This window comes from Mesorhizobium sp. ISC15 (genome assembly GCF_037162615.1).
Lineage (GTDB): Bacteria > Pseudomonadota > Alphaproteobacteria > Rhizobiales > Rhizobiaceae > Mesorhizobium > Mesorhizobium mediterraneum.
In genome coordinates this window covers 4,254,749-4,277,286 of the sequence record NZ_JAVSPX010000001.1, presented here as the reverse complement: position 1 = coordinate 4,277,286, position 22,538 = coordinate 4,254,749, and the positions used below count along the sequence as shown (strand labels likewise).

Below are 22,538 nucleotides of genomic sequence, written 5' to 3'. Positions count from 1 at the left end.
GGCCAATCGCGAGTTCAAGAATTGCAGTATCGGGCTGGATTCGGCACCGCTTGCGGTGTAACACGCCGTCCGAGTCATTCTGTTGCCTCATTTTGGCAACAGGTAGCTGGACCACACGGCGCGAAGAAGCCGGTCCTGGGATCATTTGAGAGGAAGTTCACGATATGACGAGCCTAAACAGCAACGCGTACCGCCTGTCGGTCCTGGCCGCTGGCGTGGTCGGCTTTTTGGGCGCACAACTTCCTGCTGCTTTTGCGCAGCAGCAACAGCAGATTCCGCAGGGCTGGTTCAAAGCCTGCACCAAGCAGGAAGACGTCGACATCTGCAATGTCCAAAACATCACGACTGCCGGCAACGGCCAGCTCGTCACCGGCGTCAGCCTGATCGAGTTGAAGGGCAAGGTAAACCGCAAGGTGTTTCAGGTGACGGTTCCGACCGGTCGCCTGGTTCCTCCCGGCATTGGCCTTCAGATCGATACCGGGAAGGCGCAGAAGCTCGATTATGTGATCTGCTTCCCCGACCGCTGCGTGGCGGAGGTGCCGCTGACCGACCAGCTCGTCGCCTCCTTCAAGAAGGGTTCGAACCTGACGCTGACATCGGTCAATTTCCAGAACCAGCCGAACCCGATCAAGATCGCGCTGACCGGCTTCAGCGGCGCCTTCGACGGGCCGCCGCTGCAGCAGTCGGATATCGAGGATCGGCAGAAGAAGCTTCAGGATTTTGTTGCCAAGAACAACCAGGACTTCGCCAAGAAGCTCAAGGAAGAGCAGGACAAGGCGAAGACCGCCAACTGATCGCGCCAAGCGAACAAGAAAAAGCGGGGTCATGCCCCGCTTTTTTCGTTCCGGCCGGCCATTTTCCTGATCCCAGTCAGGCCCGCAATCTCGTCATGTCAATGTCTTGACTGGCGTCTCGGCGCGTAGCGCCCGTCCGGCCTCTTGTCGAACATCTCGCCTATCTGCGGATGCCGCACCGGTTCGCCAGACTGATCCTCGAGCAGGTTCTGCTCAGACACATAGGCGATGTATTCCGTTTCCGAATTCTCGGCGAGCAAATGGTAGAAGGGCTGGTCCTTGCGCGGCCGCACATCCGCGGGGATCGCCTCGTACCATTCGTCGGTGTTGGCGAACTGAGGATCGACATCGAAAATGATGCCGCGGAACGGAAACAGCCGGTGGCGAACCACCTGTCCGATCGAGAATTTGGCTGTCTTCATCGTACTCACCACTAAGTCCCGGAAGTGCCGTGCGGCCTTGGAATGCGCAGACTCCCCCAAGACTTTAAATTTACGCATTACGCTACAAAAATCGAGCCCGACTTTAGGGCTGATACCTGGCTCTATTTGGCGCAGACGCCGCGTCAATTCAATGCCAAAGCGCTTGACGCGCCGTCAAGCTGCGGGCTAGCCCATGCGAGGGGCGCGCTACCGCCGGACTTGTTTCCTTAAGCCGTCGGCGAGCGCCGCAAAACCACTGCCGGGCAGCAAGCCCTCGCGCATGAAAAAGGCGCGTAGCGGCGCGAAGCCGCCGAGCACGCCGAGGCCGGCACTACGCGCCATCTGGGCCGGCAGCATGTCCGATAGTAGCGACTTGTTGAGCAGGTTGACCGCGCTGCTGCGTGCCACAATGTCGGGCCGACGCCTGAAATCATAAGCTGCGAGTGACTTGACGGTGCCTGGATCGGTCCTGTTTTCGCAAGCAATCCCAATGAGATCGTCGATATCCCTGATACCAAGGTTGAGACCTTGCGCGCCAATCGGCGGAAACACATGAGCTGCTTCGCCGACAAGTGCCACCCGGTTACGTGCGAAGCACCGGGGCGTCACGCCCGAAAGCGGGTAGATCTGCCGGCCGGGTTCGACAGTCACCCGGCCCAGCATCGATTGCATCCGCAATTCGACCCGAGTCGAAAGCGTCGCGTCGTCCAGTTCGGCGAGTTCCTTCGCCGTTTCCGGTTCTGCCACCCAGACAAGGCTGGACCGGTTGCCGGGCAGGGGAACTTGGGTGAACGGGCCGGTTTCGGTGTGGAATTCGGTCGAGGTGAAAGCGTGGTCGCTGCGGTGGCCGAAATTGAGAACCAGCGCCGCCTGCGGGTAGGACCGGGCGGATGTCGAGATGCCGGCAGCCGCGCGGGCCGGCGACAGACGCCCGTCGGCAGCGACCGCCAGCGATGCTGCGATCTCACTGCCGTCAGACAGGACCGCATGGGCATGATCGGCGTCGAGGCGCCAGGTCTCCACCATCAATTTTCGCCATTCGATGCCGGAATGCGCGGCAACGGCCCCGGCAAGGGCAGGGTTGAGCGCGCTGTTGGGTAGGTTCAGCCCGAACTGCTCCTCGCCGATTTCGCTGGCGCGAAAAGTGACCACCGGGCTGCGGATCAGCCGGCTGGTTGCATCGACGATGCGCATCACCTTCAGCGCTGCGGCCTGGGATCTCACGTCGTCGAGGACGCCCAACCGTTCAAGCATTTTCAGGGCCGGGTTCATCAAGGCCGTCGTTCGGCCGTCTTGGCCATTTGCCTCAGGTCCGACGAGCGTCACGGGAAAGCCGGCGTCTGCGAAGCCAAGCGCCGCGATCAGCCCTGCCGGGCCGCTGCCGGCAACCAGTATCCGTGCTGTCTCCCGATGGTCCAAATTCGGCTTCCCGGTTGCGATGCGAGGCGGTCGGTCCGACCTGACGAGCATATAGGTCAGATCATGCGGCTTGATCAACGCGGCGATTCGGCCCATTCGATTGCCATGACCGGCCAAGACCATGATTTCAGCCATCTCGACCGCGTCGGCCGTGCCGCGGCGAGCATCTCGCGCAATCCTCGCCTGGTGGTGACCATCGTGTTGGGCGCAGGCGTTCTCCTCGCCTGGCTGCTTCTTGGCGCCATGGCGATACGCGGCGCCGAAAGCCGGGCTCCCGGCATCGATGCACCCGGCGACACGATGCTCAGATATCTGCCGGAGCTGCCGCTGCCGGATTTTCTCGAGCGCTTCTTTACCCTTTGTCTTGCACCCGCGCCGCTCGACGGAGGCGTCGGCGCGCAGGCCGGAGCGCTCATCGTCATGTGGTTCCTGATGGCGGTCGCCACCATGCTGCCCTCGGCGGCGCCGATGATCCGCACCTATTGCGAGATCGCCAATACAGCACGAATCAAGGGCGAACCGGTCGTCCATCCGCTGGTCCTGGTCGCCGGTTACCTCTGCGTGTGGTTGGCTGCGTCGGCCATGTTTGCGGCGCTGACGCTCGCCGTCCACACCTTCACTTCATCTGCGCAGATGCTCGATCCAGTGGTCGGAGCGACCGGAGCCGTCGCGCTTTTGGTTGCCGGCCTTTACCAGTTCAGCGGCCTGAAGGAAGCCTGCCTGACAAAGTGCAAAAACCCGTTCTCGATCCTGTTTTCCAACTGGAGCGCTAGGCCCGGCCGCATTTTCCGGCTCGGCATGGAGCAGGGCGTCTGGTGCCTCGGCTGCTGCTGGGCGCTGATGCTGGTGATGTTCGCCGTCGGTGTGATGAACGTATTCTGGATGGCGCTGATCGGTCTGTTCACCTTGATCGAAAAACAGACGGCGGGCCGGCTGCCAACCCGGGTCGCCGGTGCGATACTGCTTGTCTGGGCAACCGCCCTGCTAGTAGTCTCGGCATAAGGGGAGAGAATTCGATGGCAGATCAAAGCTGGGCAATGAAAGGAGAGCTGGTGCTCTCCTGCAATTGCACGGTTTTTTGCCCTTGCGTGCTATCTCTCGGCAATCATCCGCCGACCGAGGGCTATTGTCAGACCTGGGCAGGGTTCCGCATCGATGCCGGCCATTTCGGCGAGGTCGACCTGTCCGGTCTCAACCTTGGGCTGGTCATGGAAATCCCCGGCTATATGAGCCGCGGCAACTGGACGGCCGGACTGTTCATCGACAAGCGCGCCTCGGTCTATGCGGTCAAGGCATTGACGAAAATTTTCACCGGCAAGGCCGGCGGAACCACCTCACTGCTCTCCATCTTGGTCGGAAAGTTCCTCGGCGTCGAGCAGGCGCCGATCACTTATGAGACGCGCGACAGGACGCGGGTCTTCCAGATACCGAAAATCATCGATGGGGCGGTGACGCCGATTGCCGGCAAGGACCGCGACAAGGATACGGTGATCAGCAATTCGGAGTACTGGATCGCACCGGAAATCATCGTGGCCAGGTCCGACAAGAGCAAGATGCGGGCCTTCGGCCGCAACTGGAATTTTGCCGGCCGCTCGGCCGAAATCTGCAAGCTGGACTGGCGGGGCCCGTGAGTAAAAAAATAACGGCCAGGAAAATCACGGACAGGATTCCAAGGCCGAAAAAGAAAGTCACGTGGCCGCAGGCACGCGCGTTTTCGGTCCACCTGCTGACCGCGTCGGGGTCGTTCCTGGCATTCCTGTCGCTGGTGGCTGCGAGCGAGCAGCGCTGGACAGCGATGTTCTGGTGGCTGGGACTGGCGCTATTCGTCGACGGTATCGACGGGCCGATCGCCAGGAAACTCGAGGTCAAGGAAATCCTGCCGACGTGGTCGGGCGAACTCCTCGACAACATCATCGACTACGTGACCTACGTGCTGATACCGGCCTTCGCGCTTTATCAGCGTGGCTTCATGGGCGAGGGCCTGTCGTTCCTGTCGGCGGCGATCATCGTGGTATCGAGCGCGATCTACTATGCCGACACCGGCATGAAGACGAAGGAAAATTTTTTCAAGGGGTTTCCGGTGGTCTGGAACATGGTGGTGTTCACGCTGTTCGTCATCGATCCGGGACAATGGGTTTCCTTCGCCGTGGTCGTGGTGGCCGGCATCCTGACCTTCATGCCGATCTATTTCATCCACCCGGTGCGGGTGGTGCGGCTGCGCCCGATCAACCTTGGCATGACGCTGCTATGGTGCGCTTTCGGAGCGCTGGCCCTGGCGCAGGCGGCTCTTGCCGCCTTCTACGACCAGATCGGCGTTTTGGGCGAGCAGGTGAGTGTCTTTACAAAGATCGGCATCACGGTCACCGGGCTTTACCTCGCTTGCATCGGCGGTATCATGCAGCTCTTTCCAAATCTCGGCGCAAAGCCGGATGACAAGAAAGCCTGATCCCCAAGAGCGCCTGATCCCGAGAGAGCCAGAAAATGTCCAAAGCGATCCGTATCCACGTCAATGGCGGTCCGGAGGTTCTGACCTATGAGGACGCCGAACCGGGCCAACCCGGCTCGGGGCAAATCCTGGTCAGACACACGGCGATCGGCCTCAATTTCATCGACGTCTATCATCGCTCCGGCCTTTATCCTCCGCCAGGCGGTTTCCCGCTTATACCCGGCAGCGAGGCGGCCGGATTGGTGTTGGAAGTGGGCGCGGATATCGACTGGCTGAAGCCGGGCGATCGCATCGCCTACGCCGTGACGACTGGCGCCTATGCCGAGCAGCGCGTGATCGCCGCCGACCGCGTCGTGAAGGTGCCGGACGGCATCAGCGACGAACAGGCGGCCGCCATGATGCTGAAAGGGATGACGGCGGAGTATCTGCTGCGCCGTACCTTCAAGGTGAAAGCGGGCGACACGATCCTGTTTCACGCGGCGGCCGGCGGTGTCGGGCTGATCCTCGGCCAATGGGCAAAGCATCTTGGCGCAACCGTGATCGGCACCGCCAGCTCTACCGACAAGATCGAGCTCGCCAAGGCGCATGGCTTCGACCATGTCATCAACTACCGCGAGCAGGATTTCGTCGCCGGCGTCCTCGCCATCACCGGCGGCAAGAAGTGCGACGTCGTCTATGATTCGGTCGGCAACGACACCTTTCCTGCCTCGCTCGATTGCCTGAAGCCGCTCGGCATGTTCGCCAGCTTCGGTCAATCGTCAGGCCCGGTCCCGCCGTTCAGCATGTCGTTGCTGGCGCAGAAAGGTTCGCTGTTCGCAACCCGTCCGACGCTGTTCGTCTACAACGCCAAACGCGAAGACCTGGAAGCATCCGCCGCCGCGTTGTTCGAAATCGTGCTCAGCGGTGCGGTCAAGATCAAGATCAACCAGCGCTACGCGCTTAGGGATGCCGGCAGGGCGCATTCCGACCTTGAAGGTCGCAGGACGACCGGAACAACCATTCTTATCCCATGAGCCTACGCATGGTGCTTTTCCGAAAATCGATTTCGATTTTCGGGCCGATGCGCTAGGTTTCCGCTGAAATTCTTGAAGCTCTTTCAAGACGGGTGCCGCTTTGCGACGACAGCAGGCCGCGCATACCATGCCTGCGGGAACACAGAACATATCTGGCAAACCAGATGGGAGGCACTGTGAGTGCAAATCAGGACGGCGCAACCCTGCTTGAGGTTCGTGGCCTAACCAAGACGTTCGGCACGCTGACAGCGTGCGACCATGTCGATCTCAACGTCGCGAAAGGCGAAATCCACGCGCTGCTCGGCGAGAACGGCGCCGGCAAGTCGACGCTCGTAAAAATGCTGTTCGGAACACTGGAGCCCAATTCGGGCGAGATTTTCTGGAACGGTCAGGCGGTCACGATCACTAATCCCGGCTTTGCGAAGAAGCTTGGCATCGGCATGGTGTTCCAGCATTTTTCGCTGTTCGAGGCACTGACGGCGGCCGAGAACATCGCCCTGTCATTGGACGACGGTTCGCCGATCAGCACGATTGCCGCGAAGGCGAGGGCGCTTTCCTACAGCTACGGCCTGCCGCTCGACCCGCAATCGCTGGTCGGCGACCTGTCTGTCGGTGAGCGCCAGCGTATCGAGATCATCCGCTGCCTTCTGCAGACGCCGCAGCTCATCATCCTCGACGAGCCGACTTCGGTGCTGACGCCGCAGGAAGCCGACAAACTGTTCGAGACGCTCGAACGGCTGCGCTCGGAAGGAAAGTCCATCCTCTACATTTCGCACCGCCTTGAAGAGGTCAAGCGCATCTGCGACCGCGCCACCGTGCTGCGCCACGGCAAGGTGGTTGGCCATTGCAACCCGCGCAAGGAAACCGCAGCATCACTGGCGCGCATGATGGTCGGCAACGACGTGCAGGCCGTGGTGCGCGCGCCGGCCCAGGGTATCGAGACCGCGCAGCCGCTGCTTGAAATCCGCGCGCTCAGCCGCAAGCCGGCAACGCCGTTCTCGATCCCGCTCAGGAACATCAACTTGACGGTGCGCGCCGGCGAAGTGATCGGCATTGCAGGCGTCGCCGGCAACGGCCAGGGCGAGTTCTTCGAATCCGTTTCCGGCGAGGTGCCGCAGCAGGATGCCGCTTCGGTGCGCATCCGCGGCAAGGATGCCGGCGGCCTCAGCATCACCGGCAGGCGGTTGATGGGCGCTGCCTTCGTGCCGGAAGAGCGGCTCGGCCACGGTGCGGCGCCGCGAATGAAGCTCTCGGAAAACCTGCTTCTGTCGCGCCATGCCACCGATGGAAAGGTGTTTGTCGGCGCCGGTGGAATGGTCAAAAGCGATGCAATCTATGCCGCTGCCCAGCGCATCATCAAAGCGATGGATGTGCGCAAGAGCGCTCCGGATCCAGAGGCGGCAGCGCTTTCAGGCGGCAATCTGCAGAAATTCATCGTCGGCCGCGAACTCGACCGCAGGCCAAGCGTGATGGTCGTCAATCAGCCGACGTGGGGCGTCGACGCCGGTGCTGCCGCCCACATTCGCCAGACGCTGATCGAACTGGCGCGCAGCGGCTCGGCAGTGCTGGTCATCAGCCAGGATCTCGACGAATTGTTCGAAATATCCGACGCGATCGCGGTGATGCACAATGGCGAATTGTCGAAGCCTTTGCCGATCGCTGAGGCCACGTTCGAAAAGATAGGACTGCTGATGGGCGGGGCCGAGCCCGGCCACGCCGAACACGCTCTGGAGACGTCATGATGCGCCTCGAACTCGTCAAACGGCCACAGCGCTCGATGCTGTTCTCGGCGCTGTCGCCCTTCATTGCATTCGTGTTGACGATCATTGCCGGCGCCATCTTGTTCGCGCTGCTTGGCGTCAATCCTTTGAAGGCGTTCCAAATTTACTTCATCGAGCCGATCAGTCAGGTCTGGCAGCTGCATGAGCTGGCGATCAAGGCGGCACCGCTCATTCTGATCGGGGTCGGCCTGTCGGTCTGCTACAGGGCCAATATCTGGAACATCGGCGCGGAAGGCCAATTCATCCTGGGCGGCATCGTCGGCTCGAGCATTCCGGTGCTGTTTCCGCAGTTTGAAGGCCCGCTGGTGCTGCCGCTGATGCTGCTGTTCGGCATGATCGGCGGCGCCGCCTACGCCGCCATTCCGGCTCTGCTCAAAGCGCGCTTCAACACCAACGAGATCCTGACCAGCCTGATGCTGGTCTATGTCGCGCAGCTGTTTCTCGACTGGCTGGTGCGTGGTCCCTGGCGCGATCCTAAGGGTTTCAACTTCCCGCAGACGATACAGTTCAACGACTCGGCCATCTTGCCGGAATTGATGCCGGCCTCCGGCCGCGCCAATTGGGGTTTTGTCTTTGCGCTGGTCGCGGCGGTGCTGGTCTGGATCCTGATGAGCCGCATGCTGAAAGGCTTCGAGGTCCGCGTGCTCGGCTCAAGTCCCAGGGCAGGGCGCTTCGCTGGCTTCGGCATCAACCGGATGGTGTTCTTCGCCTTCATGTTGTCAGGTGCGCTGGCCGGACTTGCCGGCATCTCGGAAGTCTCCGGCGCCATCGGCCAGTTGCAGCCGGTCATTTCGCCCGGCTACGGCTTCACCGCCATCATCGTGGCGTTCCTCGGCCGGCTCAATCCACTAGGCATCGTCGCGGCGGGCCTGGTGCTGGCGCTGACCTATCTCGGCGGCGAGGCGGTGCAAAGCGCGCTCGGCATCTCCGACAAGGTGGCGCGCGTGTTCCAGGGCATGCTCCTGTTCTTCGTGCTCGGCTGCGACACGCTCATTCACTACCGCATTCGTCTGATTGGCTTTGCCGCGCCGAAGCTTGAATCCGCACCGAAGCTGGAGGAGGCCCGCTGATGGACATCACCGTCAACATTCTTTTGACCATCGCAACCGCGGCGACGCCTTTGCTGATCGCGGCGATCGGCGAGCTGGTGGTCGAACGTTCCGGCGTGCTCAATCTCGGTGTCGAAGGCATGATGATCATGGGGGCGGTCGGCGGTTTCGGCGCCGGCTATCTCACCGGATCGCCGTGGATCGGGTTGTTGGCGGCGATCGCCTTGGGTGCGGTGTTTTCGCTGCTGTTCGCCGTCATGACGCTGTCGCTGGCCACCAACCAGGTGGCGACCGGTCTGTCGCTGACATTGCTCGGCCTCGGCCTTTCCGGCATGATGGGCACCAGCTTTGTCGGCCAGCCCGGCGCGAGGCTGCCAAACCTCGACATTCCCGGCCTGACAGCGATCCCGGTCATCGGCAGGTTGTTGTTCGGCCAGGACCCGATCTTCTACATCTCGATCGCATTGACCGCCGCCGTCATGTGGTTCCTGTTCAAGACCCGCACCGGACTCACGCTGCGCTCGATCGGCGACAGCCACACATCGGCCCATGCACTTGGCATCCAAGTCATCCGCTACCGCTATCTCTCAGTGATCTTCGGCGGCGCCTGTGCAGGCCTTGCCGGGGGCCACCTGTCGTTGGTCTATACGCCGCAATGGGTAGAGAACATGACCGCCGGGCGCGGCTGGATCGCGCTGGCGCTGGTCGTGTTCGCATCATGGCGGCCATGGCGGGTGCTGGCCGGCGCCTATATCTTCGGCGCGGTATGGATCGGCCAGCTTCATGCACAGGCTTTTGGCATTCCGGTTCCCTCACAACTGCTTTCTTCGTTGCCCTATCTGGCAACCATCGTGGTTCTCGTTCTAATCTCGCGCAACAAGCGTTTGACGATGATGAACACACCGGCTTCCTTGGGGCAGCCATTCGTTCCGGATCGTTGAATAATAAAAGACAGCCGGGAAGCTCCAAGGCTTAACTCAGAGAGGTAACACGATGAAAAAACTGCTTATTGCGCTGATGGCCACGGCGGCAGCATTGTCGCTGGCGGCGACCGCCGAAGCGCAGGAAAAGCTGAAAGCCTGTTGGGTCTATACCGGCCCGATCGGTGATTTCGGCTATTCGTACCAGCATGACCAGGGCCGCCTGGACGTAGAGAAGGCACTCGGCGACAAGGTCGAGACCGCATACCTGGAGAACGTCTCCGAGGGTCCCGATGCCGATCGTGCTTTCGAGCGCCTGGCGCGCGAAGGATGCAAGATCATCTTCGGCACTTCCTTCGGCTTCATGGACCCCGAAGTGAAGGTCGCCAAGAAATTCCCCGACGTTAAGTTCGAGCACGCGACCGGCTACAAGACGTCGGACAATCTCGGCATCTACAATGCGCGCTTCTACGAAGGCCGCTACATCCTCGGCCAGATCGCCGCCAAGCAATCGAAGTCGGGCGTCGCCGGCTACATCGTTTCGTTCCCGATCCCCGAAGTGGTGATGGGCATCAATTCCTTCATGCTTGGCGCCCAGTCGGTCAACCCGGACTTCAAGGCGAAGATCGTCTGGGTCAATTCATGGTTCGATCCGGGCAAGGAAGCCGATGCCGCCAAGGCTCTGTTCGACCAGGGTGCCGACATCATCGTCCAGCACACCGACTCGACCGCTGCCCTGCAAGTCGCCGAAGAGCGCGGCCTGCAGGGGTTCGGCCAGTCTTCGGACATGATCAAGTTTGCCCCCAAGGCGCAGTTGACCTCGATCGTCGACGATTGGGGACCCTATTATATCAGCCGGGTGAAGGCCGTGCTCGACGGCACATGGAAGCCCGGCAACGTCTGGCTGGGCATCAAGGACGGCGCCGTTAAAATGGCCGCTTACACCAACATGCCCGATGAGGTGAAGGCGATGGCGCAAGCCACCGAGAAGAAGATCGTCGAGGGCTGGAACCCCTTCACCGGGCCGATTGCCAAGCAGGACGGCACGCCATGGCTCAAGGACGGCGAAGTCGCCGACGACGCTACGCTGCTCGGCATGAACTTCTACGTCAAAGGCGTCGATGACAAGCTGCCGCAGTAAGCGCAAGCACTGGGGAGGGCGCCTTCGGGCGTCCTCTTTTCATGCGCAGAGTTTCGAAGGTTAACCTGCCCGACTGCGAGTCCCACTCACGAAAGTTCAGCGGGCGATTATCGTATGGACGCCCGCGGGCAGCCTGATGCGATCCGATGTGGGAGCGAGCGCCGGGCGCCCTTCCGTCGTGATCTGCCATATCTCGACGGCGCCGCCAAGGGGCGCTTCGTCATTGCGGTAACGGTTCACGCCGACGAAGAGCTTTTGTCCCGTGCGATCAAAAGCGAGTCCTTGCGGCAGCACACCTTCGAGCGGCCATTCGCCGTGCGGTGACAGCCGTCCTGTTTCAGTGTCCAGCTGATAGAGGCTGAGCGACGCGTGCTCCGTCCAGTCGCGCGAGCCGTCTGGCTTGCCGGTGCCGCGAAGGTTGGACGTGACAAGAAAGCGGCCGTCGGGGCTGAAGGCGATCGTCTCGGCGCCCCAGCCACCAAGCGCGATGTGAGGCACGGTGTGCCTTGCCGCGTCGCCCGTCGCGCCGACATCGGCAAGCCGGACTGTGGTGAGAATGCCCTCCTGAACGCCATAGAAGCCAGTTGTATCGATTCCCCATTGAACATCGGAGGTGATGTAGTAGCGGCCGTCGGGCGAAAAGCGGCCGATAAAGGGGAACTTGTTCGTCTGGACGCGATTGCCCCAGGGACGAATAGCAGAAACCGCCCCGTCCTTTCCGCGCAGCACCTCATAGAAGGCAACCTGACCACGGTCGACGAGATTGACCCCGATATACCGGCCGCTTGGATGCCACTGCACCCAGGTCGCCTTCAATGGAATGAAACCCGTTGACGGCTCAAGATCGAGACCGAAGCTGGATACGGGCCCGAACCGACCCTCCCTGACCGGTACGAAAGTGAGTTCGTGTTCGGCGTCGACAGTAATCGCCGCGATAAGATCGCCTGCAGGATTGAGATGAATCGCCTGGGGCTGGATTCCGATCCTCACGCTGTCGACCGCCGACGAGTGGCCCCCATCGAGCCGGAGCGATCTGATCGTGTCGCCTTGCTGCAACTCGTCGAGGCGGGTCGCCCGTTCGGGCCGTTGACGGAAAGTTTCGGCGACGAAAACGAACCGGCCATCCAGGGAGACGTCTAGTGCTCCGGGCGGCCCATAGGTTGAATTCGAAACCTCCATCATCGCGACAGAGCGAGACCGCTCCGTCGGCGAGGTGATGATGGACAGCGTATCCAGATAGTGAGGGTCTGGAGGCCCGAGCTCGCCCGTCTCGTAGACGGTCGGCACCATATCGAGATCCGACAACACGAAGACGGCCCCTCCGTGACCTTCGGCCGGCTGAGCACTTGAGAGGCTCGGCATCAGGAATAGAACGATAGCAGCGAGAGAACAGCGTCGCATCCATGTCTCCATATCTATTGGAAGGCGCCTATCTTCCGGGTTCGCTTTCAGTCGTCCAATCGATATTTGACATCTCAATATTCCCTTCAGTAATAAACTGTCGGAGGCCCAGTGTGAATCTAGCTGCCGTCGATCTGAACCTGCTTGTCGCCTTCGACGCCCTCCTCAGTGAAGGGAGCGTGAGCGCGGCGGCAGCCCGCATCGGGCTCAGCCAGCCTGCGATGAGCAAGCGCCTCGCCCATCTGCGTCGGCTTTTCGCCGATGATCTCTTCGTTCGTCATGCCGATGGCGTGCGGCCGACCGAAAAGGCGCTCGATCTCGCCGATCCGATCCGGGCCGCGCTACGCCAGATCCAGGATGCGTTGGGAGGATTCGGCCAGTTCTCGCCGGAGCGATCGGGTCGCATCTTCAGGATCGCGACCACCGATCACATCGCGGCGACTTTGATGCCCAGACTGATGCCGGTGCTTCGTTCAGCGGCGCCTAGAGTTTCGATCGTCTTGCGCAGCTTACATCGCCAGGAGATCGTTGATTGTCTCGAGAAGGGCTCGATAGACCTTGCGATCACCATCCTGCCCGATGCGCCGACGACGATCAAACGTGCATCGCTCTTCCACGTGAACTGGATATCGATCGTCTCGGCCGAGCATCCTGAGATCCGCGACGCGCTGACGCTCGAGCTCTTTCTGAAGTATCCGCACTTGCTGGTCACTCATGTCGGCGATCTGAAGGGCTACATCGATCGTCTGCTGGACGACCGCGGCCTGAAGCGGACCGTTGCAATGAGCCTGCCTTATGCGCTCGCCGTGCCGGCGATCATCGCCGAGACGGACATGATCTGCACCTTGTCGGCAAACGTGATCCGGCTTACGAATTGGCCGCGCGTGCGCTCTTTTCCGCTGCCCTTCGACTATTTCGGTTATCAGGAAACTCTGCTGTGGCATCGGAGGAACGACAGCGATCCCGGTCACGCCTGGCTCAGGCGGATGCTTATCCGTGTAAGCGAAACGGTCACGTCCTAGAGCCCTTTGTGTTTGGTCGAACCAAAACCGCGCTCTAACTCTTTATTTTAACGCATTTTGTCGGACGCCAAACGAAGACGTTTGGCTGCAAAATGCTCTAGCAGGAGAGGTCTTCACCCCGCCCAGCTATCAAACCGCCGAGCCATAGAGATCGTAGGCGTCGGCGCGGTCGATCTTGACGGTGACGATGTCGCCGGCGCGCAACGGGCGCCGCGACTGGATATGCACCGAGCCGTCGATTTCGGGCGCGTCGTATTTGGTGCGGCCCTTGGCCGAGGTGCCATGCGCCTCGTCAACCAGGACAGGCAGGCGCTTGCCGACCTTCCTGGCGAGCTGCGTCGCCGAGATCTTCTGCTGGCGCTGCATAAAGCGGTGCCAACGCGCTTCCTTGATCTCCTGCGGCACCTGTTCGAGGCCGAGGTCGTTGGAGCGGGCGCCTCGGACCGGCTCGTATTTGAAACAGCCGGCGCGGTCGATCTTGGCTTCGTCCAGCCAGTCGAGCAGCATCTCGAAATCGTCGTCCGTCTCGCCGGGGAAGCCGACGATGAAGGTGGAGCGGATGGCCAGATCCGGACAGATTTCGCGCCAGCCGCGAATGCGGTCGATAGTCTTTTCGCCATGGGCGGGACGGCGCATGTTCTTCAGCACCTGCGGCGAGGCGTGCTGGAACGGGATGTCCAAATAGGGAAGGATCTTTCCTTCGGCCATCAGCGGGATGACATCGGCGACATGCGGGTAGGGGTAGACATAGTGCATGCGCACCCAGATGCCGAGCTTGCCGAGTTCCTCTGACAGATCGAGGAACTTTGCCCGCACTTCACGATCGCCGAACATGCTGGTCTGGTATTTGATGTCGATGCCATAGGCGCTGGTGTCCTGCGAAATGACCAGGATCTCCTTGACGCCGGCCTTGGCCAATTTCTCGGCTTCGCGCAACACGTCGGCCGCCGGCCGCGAGACGAGATCGCCGCGCAGCGCGGGGATGATGCAGAAGGTGCAGCGATTGTTGCAGCCTTCCGAAATCTTGAGATAGGCATAGTGGCGCGGCGTGAGCTTGACGCCTTGCGGCGGCAAAAGGTCGACATAGGGATCGTGGCTCGGGGGCGCAGCCTCATGCACGGCAGCCATCACGCTCTCGTAGGCCTGCGGACCGGTGATGGCGAGAACGTTGGGGTGTTTTTCGCGGATGACGTCCGGTTCGGCGCCGAGGCAACCGGTGACGATGACCCTGCCATTCTCCGATAGGGCGGAGCCGATGGCATTGAGCGATTCATCGCGAGCCGAATCGAGGAAGCCGCAGGTGTTGACGACGACCAGATCGGCGCCGTCATGCTTGCGCGCGATCTCATAGCCTTCGGCGCGCAGGCGCGTGATGATGCGCTCCGAATCCACAAGGGCTTTCGGGCATCCAAGGCTGACGAAACTGACGCGAGGGGCAGACATAAAGGTTTTCCGGCTTTTCAGGATTGGCGGCGCAGTACCACACTTATTGCGGCATTGGTATGGGCCCGCGGCAACCGCGACGAAACGCACGATGAATGTATCGGTGCCGACGACGGAAACGGCGGGACAGGCGGCGTCAGCTCACCGCATTGTTCACATGCGGCCAGACTTCCAGCGCGCCTCGATAGACCATGTCGAGCGCGACATACAGAATGATCAGCAGGCCGATATAGGCAATCCAGCGGTGGCGGTGCAGCAGCTTGGCGATAAAGGTCGCGGCCAGACCCATCAGCGCGATCGAGAGAACGAGGCCGATGATCAGCACGGAGAAATGATCGCGCGCCGCACCAGCGACCGCCAGCACATTGTCGAGCGACATCGACACGTCGGCGACGACGATCTGCAGTGCGGCCTGGCCCAGCGTCTTGCGCGGTGACTTGCCAGCCACGGCATCGTCCTTGTCGAGATCGGCATTCGACAGCGCCTCGGTCGCTTCCAGCTCGTCGGCATGGGAGGTGCGCAGTTCGCGCCACATCTTCCAGCAAACCCACAACAGCAGGATGCCGCCGGCCAGCAGCAGACCGACGATCAAGAGCAGTTGAACGGTTACTGCTGCAAAACATATGCGCAGCACGGTCGCTGCCAGCACGCCGATGAGGATGGCCTTCTTGCGCTGCTCGGCCGGCAGGCCGGCCGCGGCAAGGCCGATGACGATGGCGTTATCGCCTGCAAGTACGAGGTCGATGGCGATAACCTGGAGCAGGGCGGAGAAGCCTGCGGCGGTAAAAATTTCCATCAACTGGAAGTTCCTTGCTTGTTCGCCGATCGTCGGCGCCGAGTATTCGGACGCCTAACGTGTATGGTTCCCGCGCGTCAAGAGATCGCTTGAGGACAACGCCGGCAAACCGCCTGATCGCGGTGGAAATCGCCGGCAGCCGGTGAAAGCTGCCAAGATCGAGACATACTGGCGCATGACCCGGAATCGGGAAAGGATCATACGCCGATCCAGTGTTGGAGTGTCCATTGCGCGTCCAGTTGGACGCGCAACGCTCTAATTGTAGAGGTTGTATTCAGACCAATCGGTTTCCGGAATCTCCTCGCCGATCCGATAGCGAAAATCCAGAACCTGCATGTGGTCCGGCGCCGTCCGGCATTTGAATTTCAGCCGGTACCATTGTCCCTTGCTGCGAAAGGCAGCCCCAGGACTTGTGATTGCGTCGGTCTCCATTTCGGGCGTCGCAAAAGCGTAGGCGACCACGCGATCGGCTTTGTATTTGTGGTCATCACGGGTGATCCGGTCGAGCACTTCAGCATCGCATCGCTGTTCGAGCCGGGTTTGCGGGTCGAGCTTCAACAAGCCGGTGCGCAATGCGCTATCCATCGCGTTAGCCGGCAACGCCAGCGCCACCAACGCCAGAACCGTAAGACAGAGCTTCTTCATGGGCGGGAGGAGCATCATATTTGGGCGGAGAAATCAACCGCGTGCCGTTCCGAGCCAGGGTTATGAATGATGAAGACGCCGTGAACGGGGTTTGACACCGGGCGAATTTTCGGTCCCGTGCAATCGTCACATCTGCACGGACATTCCGCCGTCAACGGTCAGCACATGGCCATTGACGAAGGATGCCGCATCGCTGGCCAGGAACAGGGCGGCGCCAGCGATTTCCTCCGGCCGTCCCCAGCGTTGCAGCGGAACCCGCTGGCTGGCGAAGGAAAGCATGTCGGGATCTTCCGCCAACGCGGCATTGGTCTCGGTCGCGAACATCCCCGGGGCAATGGCGTTGCTGGTTACCCCATGCGCGCCGTATTCGACGGCCATGCTGCGCATCAGGCCGGTCAGCCCCTGCTTGGCGGCGGGATAGACGGCATCGCCGGGACGTGCCAACTTGCCGACGATCGAGGTAACGGCGATCAGCCGGCCATGCCCCTGCGCTTTCATGATTTCCGCCGCATCCCGCGCCAACGAGATCGCCGAAAGCAGATCCGTGCGGATCAGATCAAGGATATCGTCGTCGCCGAACGCGGCGAGCGGCCTCCTGTCGCGGGCGCCGACATTGTTGACGAGGATATCGAGCCGGCCGCGGGTCCTGCGGATATCCGCGATCACGGTGCGGCCGGCCGCCACGTCCGCTATGTCGAAGGCCGCCGCCTGAGCACTGCCGCCGCCCGTTGCGATGGCGGCGACGGCGCCGTCGAGCACCGTGGCCGTACGTCCGGTCACAACCACATGGGCTCCCGCTTCGGCAAAGGCGCGCGCGATCTCGAAGCCGAGCCCGCGCCCGCCTCCGGTGACGAGCGCCACACGGCCAGCCAAGGAAAATCTGTCGAAAATGCTCATGCCAAGCGATCCTCCGCAGGCATAGGAACGGTAAGCCGATCCCAGGTGGTAAATGGCGGGCCAAGCCCGACGATCGAGCACTATGTCTACGCTACGGCACTCTCCAGTGAATTTTTCCATTCGGCGGATGGCTGCGCAAGTGTCTTGAACGCGGCCGCGCAGAGCGCTCGAAAAAATCCCTTAGACACGACAGCCGCCGGACTTGACCTTTCGTCGCCCACTTTCCCGACTCTGTTGGCGGTTGTCGTGACCGGCTCCACCGCTTAGAGTTCGCCGAGAGGGGCAATCATATGAATACGCAGAGTCGGTCTTCATCTTTGGCCGCGAAGACGCCGCAGGCGTTCGTCCGCACGCTGGGATGAAATGCGGTGAAGATACAAATGCATGCCCGCATTTTTACCGACAGTGTCAGCTTCATGGACATTTCCATGTTCCGTGTGGAAGGCATGCAGGTAACGATTACGCCTGGCTGGAAGTATAAACCTTGCGACGTCGCGGTGATGTATGGGCTTGCCAATCCGCCCCGACGCTCCCAGCAGGGGCGTCTCAGGAACGCCATCTATCGGGAACACAACGGACCCATCGTCGTCATCGAAAGCTCGCTGATCGGCCGGAGTTTCAATCAGCGCCTGCCCGGTTGGCTCGCGGCGTTGCGCCGTCGGCCGCTGCGCCCGCGACAAGTTCACCCGTACTACCGCGTGGCTGTAGGCGGAGCGTTGGGCGACGACGCCGATTTTTGTGCAGAAAACAGCCCGCCGGATCGATGGGAAAGGGTGCAGGCCGAATTCGGGATCAAGCTGACGCCCTACCGAACCGAGGGAGATTACATACTCCTGGTTGGACAGGTGCCCAAGGATGCCTCGCTACGGGGCATCGACATGGTGAGGTGGCTACACGAGACCGCGGCGGCGATCAGGAAGATCAGCGATCGCTCAATCCTGATCCGGCTGCACCCCAGCACGCGATGGCGCGATCAGGAAGCCATTGTCCATGCTTGCTCGACCGTGCCCGAGGTCACCATCTCGCGCGGCAGGCGGCCGTTCGCTGACGAGGTGGCAAATGCGTGGGTGTGCGTAACCTTGTCATCCGGTGCCGCAATCGATGCGTTGATCGCGGGCGTCCCGCCGATATGTCTATCTCCGGCGAGCCTCGCATACCGCCTTTGTTCCAACAGTCTCGATGATATCGAGCATCCGAAGAAACCGGAGCGCGAGCAGTTCATGCGCGACCTCTGTTACAGTCAGTGGACGCCGCGTGAGATGTCCGACGGAACCGCATGGAGACATATTTTTCCAGCGGTCGAACGAGAGATGGCGCGAACCGGCGGTGATTCCGGCGAGCATGGTGCAGGGCGTTCCCGGGTCATTTGGGCGGTACAGGCCGACCACCAGGGCCATCATCGACCAGAGACTGTCCTGTCGGCGTCGGAGAAGCAACGTTGGGCGAGGTCGCTTGCGCTTTGGACAGTCGCCGCCCGTATTCTCCCAGGCAAGCGAAAGAGATATCTGCATAGGCGGGCCACGGCCCTATTCATGCTCGGCCGCTACGGCGAGGCCGAGTTGGTGTTCGAGGAGCTTCGCAGCCGCAATCCAGATTTTTCAGGCGGACATGAAGGAGCAGCCCGTTCGGCAGAGAAACTGGACCACTGGGGTATCGCGGCGGAGGCCTGGGCGGCGGCAAGCAGGCTCGCGCCTGGCCGCAAGGCACTCGCCGGACATGCCGCAGCCCTGCTCAAACTTGGAAGGCTGGCGGAAGCCGAAGCGGCTTTTGGCCAGCTGTGCGAACGTTTTCCGGCGGAAATCGCCGGATATCGGGGCCTGGAGCGGATCGCTTCCGAACGCGGCGACTGGCCACTCGCACTGCAAATGCAGGATGTCATATGGAAGACATTGAGCGACCCTGACGCTATGCGGCGCAAAGTTCTGTTGCTTGTGCGGCTGCAGCGAATTGCCGAGGCTAAGGAGATCGTCAAGGAGTTGGAAGCGGGGAGCTCGCCACTTGCTTATCTGCTTGCCTCGATGCCACTTCTGGAAGCCACGCACGACTGGGCCACCATGAGCCAGCTTTTAGGCACGAACGAAGCGCTGCTCCTCGGGAATTGGCAGCTGCTGCATTCCTATTTAGGCGTTCTGGGAAGGCTCGGCCGGGCAGATGAGGCACTGGACGTGCTTGACCGCAGCCGCGCGGGTAAGGAGGCAGCCCGCAAGAAGCTTCGGATCAACTGCCTTATACAAGCGCATCGGTACTTTGAGGCCGGTGAATGCTTGCGTCAGATTTGGGAGCACGGGAGTATCGACGAGTTCTCGCCTGAAATCCTGTCGGCTATGGTGAGTGCAGCCTGGGAGGTCGGCGGGGCTGGTCTCGCGAACGTCGTTTTGGATCGCGTAGACGCGGAAGCTCCCCATACCGTAGCGGGGGAATTGCTGAGGCTGTCTGCAATTTTTCAGCGTACGAGACTGCGCTCCCTTAATTGTCTGGTTTCCTCATCTGAAAGCGCCTTCGATCAGGGGCCTCACATTGAGCAACTGGTTCGGGATCATCTCGCGCAAAGCCCGGGATCGGTGGGGGCTGAAAGTCGACGAGATGCAGTTCGCGACATCTGCGGGATTTTTGTCCGGCTTCGTTCTGGGCATACGGACTTCTTCCCAGATCCCTCCTTCGTCCTGAATGAAGCGCTTGAAGTTGCAACGTGCATTGCTGAGGCATTCGATGAACTGAAGCCTCTTTCGCTGATCAGGTTGGGCGATGGGGAAGGGTGCATGCTTCCCTACAGAACCGAACTGGAGGTGTTTCGCGAGACGGACAGGGAAGCGACCCAGCAGACCTGGTGGGGGCGCGCTGCCCAAGTGGATGACGCGCTGGAGTGGCAGCTGAAAGAAGCGATACGTTCCGCCGATGTCGTTGGGCTTCCTGATCTCGATCGCACTAGTCGCGGTATTTTGAGCAACTCTCTGGAGGCGTTGGGAGACGGCGGCAGAAATGCCCGCGGCCTCCTTGCATCGATCGATTTTGCTGCCGGAAACACCAGCAAGCAAGCCGTGCTGACCTCCTGCCATATCCACCAATCCCTATCCTTCTGGGGAATTTGGGACCTGCTCCTCCCCAGGCTTGGAGTCGTGTCCCTGATCACATGTCATGCCAAGCTCGGCGGCGTTCTGGCGCAGCGACATGGGATAACTATCGAGACGGTCCACCTGGTTCCGCCAGAACACAAATACGCCGCAGGCTTCGCCAGCATAGCCGGCGATGCGCACTATCCACACGCCTTCACAAGGCTGAGGGATCGATTGTCGGGACAGCTGCGCGGTCGTGTTTTTCTCATTTCAGCCGGCATGCTGGGTAAAATCTACTGCATGTGGATCAGGCAAGCGGGGGGTATTGCCATCGACATCGGAAGTGCGGCGGATTTCTGGTGCGGATACGACACGCGCAGCGTCGCGGATATCGTGACCTACAGGAGTCCTGCCGGTGTGGCTGAACAGGTCCGGGATCTAGCGTCGGGGCATTCCCGATTCGCGCGGTTGCTGCCGCTTGATACCTCGGCAAAGTTGTTGCTTGGAAATCCCGCTTGAGCGAGGCATCTCCCGAACTTGCCGTGGTGGTCCTTTCCGTTGGTGCACCGGTGGAATTGAAGACGGCAGTGGACTCGCTGCTGGCGCAACCAATTCCGATCGAGATTGTCGTCGTCAACTCAGGCGGTGGCGATCCCCGCTCCGTTCTTTCGAGTGAAGCCTCCGGTATCGGCGTCATTTCCACCCCGCAACTGCTGTGGCCAGGGGCCGCGCGAAACGTTGGCATCAGATCCACTCGCGCACCCTGGGTCGCATTTCTCGCCTCCGATCTCGTCGCCAGTCCGGGCTGGGCGGCCAACCGGCTCCTGCTTCACAAGAAAGGCCGCAACTCCGTAGCCTCGGCCGTGGTCAACAGCCATCCGCGAAACCTCTATGCATGGGCAAGCCATCTCTCGGTTTTGGTTCGCCGGATGCCCGGTGTGCCCAAGAGGAAGGCGCTCCGCTACGGCGCAAGCTATGCCCGAACGCTCTTCGAAAAATATGGCGGGTTCCGGGAGGACCTTCGGGTCGGCGAGGATACGGAGTTCCACCGCCGGATGAAGCGTGCCGATCGTCCGGTCTGGGCCCCTTCGGTTCAGGCATCGCACCTGAACCCAACCAGCTTCCGGCAGATGATCCAGGATCAGCTTGCCCGTGGCAAGCGCGCCGCAATCCACTGGCCTGCGCTCGACGAGAGCTCGCTGCTGAGGCGAGGCTTCAGCCGGTTCATGCTCATCGCGCCGCTTTCTTTCAGATCGGTTCGAGGGCTGGATCGCCTGTTCGTTGTCGCATCATGGCCGCTCGTCCTGGCGTGCACCTTCGCCTACGAGCGCGGCGTCGACAGAGGTAAGCGCGAATTGGCGCGGGCGGACGGAGCAGGGGCCGCGCGCGTGACGGTAGTGGCAATCCTCGACCGGGATGACTGGCAAGCGAACACGGATATCATGGTGGTTGTCGATCCGACCTACAGGCATCTCACCTGGATTCCCCGTGATCTTTGGGTACCCAGCCTCAACGATCGCATCAATGCGGCATTTGCGACCGGTGGCGGCGATCTTCTCCTGAAAGCGGTTCGAGAACTGGGGTTTCGAGCTGAGAGCCTGCTGTGTGTCAGGCGCGCCGCGACCGAGGCTGCGCTCGAGGCGGTCAGCGTCACTGTGCCAGTGAGCGAACCTCTCGACTTCTGGTATCCCTTGCATCCTACGCGCCCGATCGAGGAGGGACGCAAGGCCATCTCGTTCCGCCCCCCAGAAGAGCTTCTTTCAGGCGAGCGACTTCACCAGTGGATGGGGGCCCGGAGCATGATCAATCGCAGCGGGTCGGACCTGTTGCGGCTGGATCGTCAGCAGTTGTTGCTGAGAGCTCTGCTCGCAGCCGACTTTGATTTCCAGCGTGTGCTTCGGGACCCGAGCTTATACCGGACTTCCGGAAAGAATCCCCTGGCGGCACTGTCCAGGGTGAGGCCTGATTGGTACTTTTCCACTCTCGGTCCCCTCAAAGATGCGACGACTGATGGAAAGGCTGTTCTCGTAAAGGGGTAAACATCCCTGGTGCGAGACTCAAGATGGCGCGAGCCGAGCGCGGGCGTCGCGGGCCTCAGCTTACGACCGCTTCCGTGGTCATGACGGCTATTCCACGATCTCTTGGTGGAATACTCGACAATTGCCCAGTTCCGCCTGACGTCGCAACCATGCGAGGCAGAGCTTGATTGAGAACGACAACAGGGGTTGAAGCACGCCACCATCGCAATAGATTTCGGGACCGAAGAAGTACGATGCCTGCGAAAGTGTTCCTCACA

At 61.1% G+C, this 22,538-nt stretch carries 19 protein-coding genes; 12 read left to right on the top strand and 7 right to left on the bottom strand.

Annotated features, from left to right (window positions below):
* Positions 1 to 164 precede the first annotated feature (164 nt).
* Positions 165 to 794 (top strand): invasion associated locus B family protein, encoded by a 630-nt coding sequence (locus RPG13_RS20630; RefSeq protein WP_095486806.1) that lies wholly within the window; start codon positions 165 to 167, stop codon positions 792 to 794.
* Positions 795 to 892: 98 nt separating this feature from the next.
* Here the strand turns inward: RPG13_RS20630 and hspQ are convergent, their stop codons facing one another.
* Together hspQ and RPG13_RS20620 are read right to left on the bottom strand one after the other, a co-directional pair.
* A complete protein-coding gene (hspQ, locus tag RPG13_RS20625) occupies positions 893 to 1,216 on the bottom strand; it encodes a heat shock protein HspQ (protein ID WP_164547210.1) in 324 nt (107 codons plus the stop codon).
* 207 nt (positions 1,217 to 1,423) lie between these two features.
* Positions 1,424 to 2,635 carry a UbiH/UbiF family hydroxylase gene (locus tag RPG13_RS20620; RefSeq protein ID WP_337125851.1) on the bottom strand — a complete coding sequence of 404 codons (1,212 nt, stop codon included), beginning with the start codon at positions 2,633 to 2,635 and terminating at the stop codon, positions 1,424 to 1,426.
* A gap of 63 nt (positions 2,636 to 2,698) precedes the next feature.
* Here RPG13_RS20620 and RPG13_RS20615 point away from each other — a divergent pair, with 63 nt between their 5' ends.
* From RPG13_RS20615 to RPG13_RS20580, 8 genes are all read left to right on the top strand, one after another.
* Positions 2,699 to 3,637, top strand: a complete 939-nt coding sequence (locus RPG13_RS20615; protein WP_337125850.1) for a DUF2182 domain-containing protein — start codon at positions 2,699 to 2,701, stop codon at positions 3,635 to 3,637.
* A gap of 14 nt (positions 3,638 to 3,651) precedes the next feature.
* Entirely contained in the window at positions 3,652 to 4,266 is a 615-nt protein-coding gene (locus tag RPG13_RS20610; protein ID WP_095486803.1) for a DUF1326 domain-containing protein, read from the top strand.
* Positions 4,263 to 5,081 (top strand): phosphatidylcholine synthase, encoded by an 819-nt coding sequence (pcsA, locus tag RPG13_RS20605; protein WP_164547211.1) that lies wholly within the window; start codon positions 4,263 to 4,265, stop codon positions 5,079 to 5,081. Before RPG13_RS20610 ends, pcsA begins: the two co-directional genes overlap by 4 nt.
* Before the next feature lie 35 nt (positions 5,082 to 5,116).
* Positions 5,117 to 6,094: a quinone oxidoreductase family protein gene (locus tag RPG13_RS20600; protein ID WP_095486801.1), complete on the top strand. Its 978-nt coding sequence runs from the start codon at positions 5,117 to 5,119 to the stop codon at positions 6,092 to 6,094.
* 164 nt (positions 6,095 to 6,258) lie between these two features.
* Positions 6,259 to 7,836, top strand: a complete 1,578-nt coding sequence (locus RPG13_RS20595; RefSeq protein WP_337125846.1) for an ABC transporter ATP-binding protein — start codon at positions 6,259 to 6,261, stop codon at positions 7,834 to 7,836.
* Positions 7,833 to 8,945, top strand: a complete 1,113-nt coding sequence (locus tag RPG13_RS20590; protein WP_337125844.1) for an ABC transporter permease — start codon at positions 7,833 to 7,835, stop codon at positions 8,943 to 8,945. The genes RPG13_RS20595 and RPG13_RS20590 overlap by 4 nt, the downstream gene beginning before the upstream one ends.
* The gene (locus tag RPG13_RS20585; protein WP_095486799.1) at positions 8,945 to 9,865 is read left to right on the top strand and encodes an ABC transporter permease; all 921 of its coding nucleotides are present in this window, start codon (positions 8,945 to 8,947) and stop codon (positions 9,863 to 9,865) included. The genes RPG13_RS20590 and RPG13_RS20585 overlap by 1 nt, the downstream gene beginning before the upstream one ends.
* A 52-nt stretch (positions 9,866 to 9,917) precedes the next feature.
* Positions 9,918 to 10,985 (top strand): BMP family ABC transporter substrate-binding protein, encoded by a 1,068-nt coding sequence (locus tag RPG13_RS20580; RefSeq protein ID WP_337125843.1) that lies wholly within the window; start codon positions 9,918 to 9,920, stop codon positions 10,983 to 10,985.
* A 96-nt stretch (positions 10,986 to 11,081) separates the two neighbouring features.
* Here RPG13_RS20580 and RPG13_RS20575 read toward each other — a convergent pair whose 3' ends face one another.
* Positions 11,082 to 12,386, bottom strand: a complete 1,305-nt coding sequence (locus tag RPG13_RS20575; RefSeq protein ID WP_292645609.1) for a beta-propeller fold lactonase family protein — start codon at positions 12,384 to 12,386, stop codon at positions 11,082 to 11,084.
* A 113-nt stretch (positions 12,387 to 12,499) separates the two neighbouring features.
* Here RPG13_RS20575 and RPG13_RS20570 point away from each other — a divergent pair, with 113 nt between their 5' ends.
* Positions 12,500 to 13,408, top strand: coding sequence for a LysR family transcriptional regulator (locus tag RPG13_RS20570; RefSeq protein WP_185928346.1), 909 nt, complete (start codon positions 12,500 to 12,502; stop codon positions 13,406 to 13,408).
* A 129-nt stretch (positions 13,409 to 13,537) separates the two neighbouring features.
* On the opposite strand, the gene rimO is transcribed toward RPG13_RS20570, so the two are convergent.
* From rimO to RPG13_RS20550, 4 genes are all read right to left on the bottom strand, one after another.
* On the bottom strand, positions 13,538 to 14,851 hold the full coding sequence (gene rimO, locus RPG13_RS20565; RefSeq protein WP_292645605.1) for a 30S ribosomal protein S12 methylthiotransferase RimO: 1,314 nt from the start codon (positions 14,849 to 14,851) through the stop codon (positions 13,538 to 13,540).
* Between the two features lie 136 nt (positions 14,852 to 14,987).
* Positions 14,988 to 15,647, bottom strand: coding sequence for a TerC family protein (locus tag RPG13_RS20560; protein ID WP_095486794.1), 660 nt, complete (start codon positions 15,645 to 15,647; stop codon positions 14,988 to 14,990).
* 255 nt (positions 15,648 to 15,902) lie between these two features.
* A complete protein-coding gene (locus RPG13_RS20555) occupies positions 15,903 to 16,310 on the bottom strand; it encodes a DUF930 domain-containing protein (RefSeq protein WP_292221809.1) in 408 nt (135 codons plus the stop codon).
* A gap of 108 nt (positions 16,311 to 16,418) precedes the next feature.
* Positions 16,419 to 17,189 carry an SDR family oxidoreductase gene (locus tag RPG13_RS20550; RefSeq protein ID WP_292221807.1) on the bottom strand — a complete coding sequence of 257 codons (771 nt, stop codon included), beginning with the start codon at positions 17,187 to 17,189 and terminating at the stop codon, positions 16,419 to 16,421.
* A 380-nt stretch (positions 17,190 to 17,569) separates the two neighbouring features.
* Between RPG13_RS20550 and RPG13_RS20545 the strand changes: the two genes are divergently transcribed.
* A complete protein-coding gene (locus RPG13_RS20545) occupies positions 17,570 to 20,761 on the top strand; it encodes a tetratricopeptide repeat protein (RefSeq protein WP_337125837.1) in 3,192 nt (1,063 codons plus the stop codon).
* Complete coding sequence (locus RPG13_RS20540) at positions 20,758 to 22,281, top strand: glycosyltransferase (protein WP_337125835.1); 1,524 nt, start codon at positions 20,758 to 20,760, stop codon at positions 22,279 to 22,281. The genes RPG13_RS20545 and RPG13_RS20540 overlap by 4 nt, the downstream gene beginning before the upstream one ends.
* The last annotated feature ends 257 nt before the right edge of the window (positions 22,282 to 22,538 follow it).

Excerpts from the sequence above, each read along its gene's own strand:
- RPG13_RS20630 (WP_095486806.1), top strand. The coding sequence starts at position 165 with ATGACGAGCCTAAACAGCAACGCGTACCGCCTGTCGGTCCTGGCCGCT.
- hspQ (WP_164547210.1), bottom strand. The coding sequence starts at position 1,216 with ATGAAGACAGCCAAATTCTCGATCGGACAGGTGGTTCGCCACCGGCTG.
- RPG13_RS20615 (WP_337125850.1), top strand. The coding sequence starts at position 2,699 with ATGCGGCTTGATCAACGCGGCGATTCGGCCCATTCGATTGCCATGACC.
- RPG13_RS20610 (WP_095486803.1), top strand. The coding sequence starts at position 3,652 with ATGGCAGATCAAAGCTGGGCAATGAAAGGAGAGCTGGTGCTCTCCTGC.
- RPG13_RS20600 (WP_095486801.1), top strand. The coding sequence starts at position 5,117 with ATGTCCAAAGCGATCCGTATCCACGTCAATGGCGGTCCGGAGGTTCTG.
- RPG13_RS20595 (WP_337125846.1), top strand. The coding sequence starts at position 6,259 with ATGGGAGGCACTGTGAGTGCAAATCAGGACGGCGCAACCCTGCTTGAG.
- RPG13_RS20590 (WP_337125844.1), top strand. The coding sequence starts at position 7,833 with ATGATGCGCCTCGAACTCGTCAAACGGCCACAGCGCTCGATGCTGTTC.
- RPG13_RS20585 (WP_095486799.1), top strand. The coding sequence starts at position 8,945 with ATGGACATCACCGTCAACATTCTTTTGACCATCGCAACCGCGGCGACG.
- RPG13_RS20580 (WP_337125843.1), top strand. The coding sequence starts at position 9,918 with ATGAAAAAACTGCTTATTGCGCTGATGGCCACGGCGGCAGCATTGTCG.
- RPG13_RS20575 (WP_292645609.1), bottom strand. The coding sequence starts at position 12,386 with ATGCGACGCTGTTCTCTCGCTGCTATCGTTCTATTCCTGATGCCGAGC.
- rimO (WP_292645605.1), bottom strand. The coding sequence starts at position 14,851 with ATGTCTGCCCCTCGCGTCAGTTTCGTCAGCCTTGGATGCCCGAAAGCC.
- RPG13_RS20560 (WP_095486794.1), bottom strand. The coding sequence starts at position 15,647 with ATGGAAATTTTTACCGCCGCAGGCTTCTCCGCCCTGCTCCAGGTTATC.
- RPG13_RS20555 (WP_292221809.1), bottom strand. The coding sequence starts at position 16,310 with ATGATGCTCCTCCCGCCCATGAAGAAGCTCTGTCTTACGGTTCTGGCG.
- RPG13_RS20550 (WP_292221807.1), bottom strand. The coding sequence starts at position 17,189 with ATGAGCATTTTCGACAGATTTTCCTTGGCTGGCCGTGTGGCGCTCGTC.
- RPG13_RS20545 (WP_337125837.1), top strand. The coding sequence starts at position 17,570 with ATGCATGCCCGCATTTTTACCGACAGTGTCAGCTTCATGGACATTTCC.